Source organism: Flavobacterium sp., from assembly GCF_044361065.1.
Classification (GTDB): Bacteria; Bacteroidota; Bacteroidia; order Flavobacteriales; family Flavobacteriaceae; genus Flavobacterium.
In genome coordinates this window covers 1-3,228 of record NZ_JBIKJI010000199.1, presented here as the reverse complement: position 1 = coordinate 3,228, position 3,228 = coordinate 1, and the positions used below count along the sequence as shown (strand labels likewise).

The window sequence follows — 3,228 nt, the reverse complement described above, 5'->3', positions numbered from 1 at the left end:
CATAATGCGTAAGGTCCAAATCGTTGCTCATCTACAAAATATTCTCCTTCAACTACGTGTGTAATTTCGGTAACCCAAGTAGTTTTAATTCCTAACAAAGGCGTAACAATATATTGGATAATTTGACCAGCAAACATAGGTCTATCTGCACCACTCAAAATATCAAAACTCATATATTCTGGTGTAATTGCTTTTAAATTTTTTGGGCTTGATAAAAATTCCCAAGCTTCTTTTTTAGAAATGGGTAAGTTTTGTTTGGAGGCTAATCTGTATATTTTCATTTTAATAAATTTAATACTGCAAATATACATTTGTTTAATTTTATAATTAAAATATTAAACAAAATAATTCAAAAAAAATGCCTTAAAATTTTTAAGGCATTTATATTATTAAATAAAATAAGTATTATAATTTCATTTCTGTTTTCTTAACAATTTTAGCAATTCTTTTTCCTAAATCACCCATTAATTCTGTTAAAGCACTTTCACACATTGGCAAAATCTTTTCAGGACTAATAATTGGAAGACCACCTATCATAACAGATGTCTTTTTAGAACGTTCAGATTCTGAAAAAGCGAACACTTTTTCACCTGTCTTATTATATAAAGCCATTCTTGTTGTTGCTCTTACTTTTACAGTTGAAGTGCTTCCAACTCCAAAACCTTTTTCAAAAGCAAAATCAATATTTATAAACATTACTCCGTCAGCTTTATCAGCAAAGATTTTTGCAATTCCTTCTTCATTAACTTTTCCACCAATTCCTTCGTAAATGTATTTGTATTTATCGATTGTTAAATAATTGTTTGCCATATAATTTGGTAAATTATATTTCGGTAAAAATGCTTGATAAGCTGCGTTATTTAACACTTCACTTTCAGGTAAAAGATCAAAAGGCAATTCTTTTGAATAATTGTTGAAAAAGTTACTATGGTATTGTTTCAAAATTGGATTTAAATTGAAATTTGGGTCATCTCTTAATTTTAAGACATCTCCTAATAAAACATCAACACCAATTCCTAAATCTTCAAATGAAATCATTTTGTTGGCATAAAAAGTTACCACTGCAATTTTTTTCTTTTGGGAAAAACTTAATTGCGATATTATTAATAACGCAAAACATAAAATTTTAATTTTTTTCATAATTTGTAGAATTTATTCTACAAATCTAATTTATAAATTATTAGTAAACAAAAAAATGATTTTTATTTTTTTGTATTTTATTAACTTTGAATGACAAAATAAAATAGTATTTTAGCAAAAAATATTGAGTTATGAAAAAATATATATTATTTAGTTTATTCCTTATTTCAGGAGTAATAAGTGCACAGATTGCTACACCACAAGCAAGTCCGGTATCTAAAGTTGACCAAACTGTTGGTTTGACACAAATTAGTGTGGAATATCATAGACCAAGTGCTAAAGGAAGAGCGGTTTATGGAGAATTAGTTCCTTATGGAAAAAATTGGCGAACTGGTGCAAATAAAAACACAACGATTACTTTTTCGCAAGATGTTACAATTAATGGAAAGTCTTTATCTAAAGGAACATATGCATTATTTACTACACCAAAAGCAGATTCTTGGGATATTATATTTTACAAAGACACCGATAATTGGGGTTTACCAGAAGAATGGATGGATGATAAAGTTGCGTTAAAAACATCAGCGAAACCAGAAAGTTTAAACCGACTTGTAGAAACATTTACTATTTCATTTAATAATGTAACAACAGATGCTGCTAATTTAGAATTGTCTTGGGAAAAAACACTCGTATCTATTAAAATTGAAGTTCCAACACAAAAAACCGTTTTAAAATCTATTGAAGACGTTATGAATGGTCCTTCTGCAAAAGACTATTATGCAAGTGCACAATACTATTATCAATCTAATACTGATTTAAATAAAGCATTACTTTGGATGAATCAAGCAATTTCTTTATCAGGTGAGAAAGTTCCGTTTTGGTATTACAGATTAAAATCGTTAATTCAATTTAAATTAGGCGATAAAAAAGGTGCTATTGAAACTGCAAAATTATCTTTAGCAGGAGCAACAGCAGAAAAAAACGAAGATTACATTAAACAAAATAAAGACAGTATTGAATTGTGGTCTAAATAAATTCCATATTACTTAAGCATAAAAAAGCCATTCAAATTGAATGGCTTTTTTTATATGGTTTTTAGACTTTCGATTAAAACATCAATTTCTTCTTTTGTGTTATAATGACTAAATGATATTCGTAATGAAGGCTTTTTAATATCATCTGAAGATAAAAATTCAGCCAAAACGTGTGAGGGTTTCACGCTACCGCTCTGACAAGCACTTCCTCTGGAAACCGCAATGCCTTTCATATCTAAATTAAATAAAATTAGCGCCGTTTTTTCTTCTGAAAAGGGTAATAATACGTTTAAAATATTATAAAATGTATTTTCTCCATTAATTATGATACCTTCAAAATTAGATTGTAATTTAGAAATACAATATGATTTTAAATCTGAAATAAATTTGGTTTCTTCAGTCATATGTTCGTTAGCCAACTCAAATGCTTTTGCCAAACCCGCAATTTGATGTACAGCTTCTGTACCAGCGCGTAATCCTTTTTCTTGCTCACCACCATAAAACATAGGTTGCATAGATTGGTTTTTTCTAATAAAAGTAAAACCAATTCCTTTTGGTCCGTGAAATTTATGTGCACTTGCTACTAAAAAATCTAAAGGCGTCTTTTGTAAATCTATTGTTGTTTTGCCTATTGATTGTACGGTATCACAATGAAAAACAGCTTTATATTTTTGACAAATAGCAGTAACTGAATCTAAATTTAATTGCGTTCCAATTTCGTTATTAACGTGCATTAATGTTACTAAAGTTGGAATTTTATCATCTAATTTTCGTTCGAAATCAAATAAATCTAAATTCCCATTAGGCAGAACGGAAATATATTCTACTTCAATTCCAAATTCCTTTTGCAAATTTAAAACCGTATATAAAGTGGCGTGATGTTCAATTTTGCTGGTAATAATTTTTTTAATACCATTATTTTTAACCATTTCTCTTAAAATCCAATTTGTTCCTTCGGTAGCACTTGAAGTGAAAATGATTTCTTGAGCAGAACAGTTTAAATATTTAGCTATAGTTTTTCTTGAGGTTTCAATTATTGATTTCGCACTTCTACCAAAACTATGCGTAGAAGATGGGTTTCCAAAATCGTTTTGCAACACATCTATCATTGTTT

General features: G+C 28.7%; 3 protein-coding genes and 1 pseudogene. 1 reads left to right on the top strand and 3 read right to left on the bottom strand.

Annotated elements, in window-relative coordinates; all coding sequences use genetic code 11:
* Window positions 1-281 (bottom strand): annotated as a pseudogene (locus ACIQ11_RS09840) (cell division inhibitor); the annotation flags it as partial.
* A gap of 124 nt (window positions 282-405) precedes the next feature.
* Complete coding sequence (locus tag ACIQ11_RS09835) at window positions 406-1,140, bottom strand: hypothetical protein (protein WP_396154467.1); 735 nt, start codon at window positions 1,138-1,140, stop codon at window positions 406-408.
* Between the two features lie 131 nt (window positions 1,141-1,271).
* Between ACIQ11_RS09835 and ACIQ11_RS09830 the strand changes: the two genes are divergently transcribed.
* Entirely contained in the window at window positions 1,272-2,114 is an 843-nt protein-coding gene (locus tag ACIQ11_RS09830; RefSeq protein WP_396154465.1) for a DUF2911 domain-containing protein, read from the top strand.
* Window positions 2,115-2,164: 50 nt separating this feature from the next.
* Here the strand turns inward: ACIQ11_RS09830 and ACIQ11_RS09825 are convergent, their stop codons facing one another.
* Window positions 2,165-3,223 (bottom strand): cysteine desulfurase family protein, encoded by a 1,059-nt coding sequence (locus tag ACIQ11_RS09825; RefSeq protein WP_396154469.1) that lies wholly within the window; start codon window positions 3,221-3,223, stop codon window positions 2,165-2,167.
* Between the last annotated feature and the right edge of the window lie 5 nt (window positions 3,224-3,228).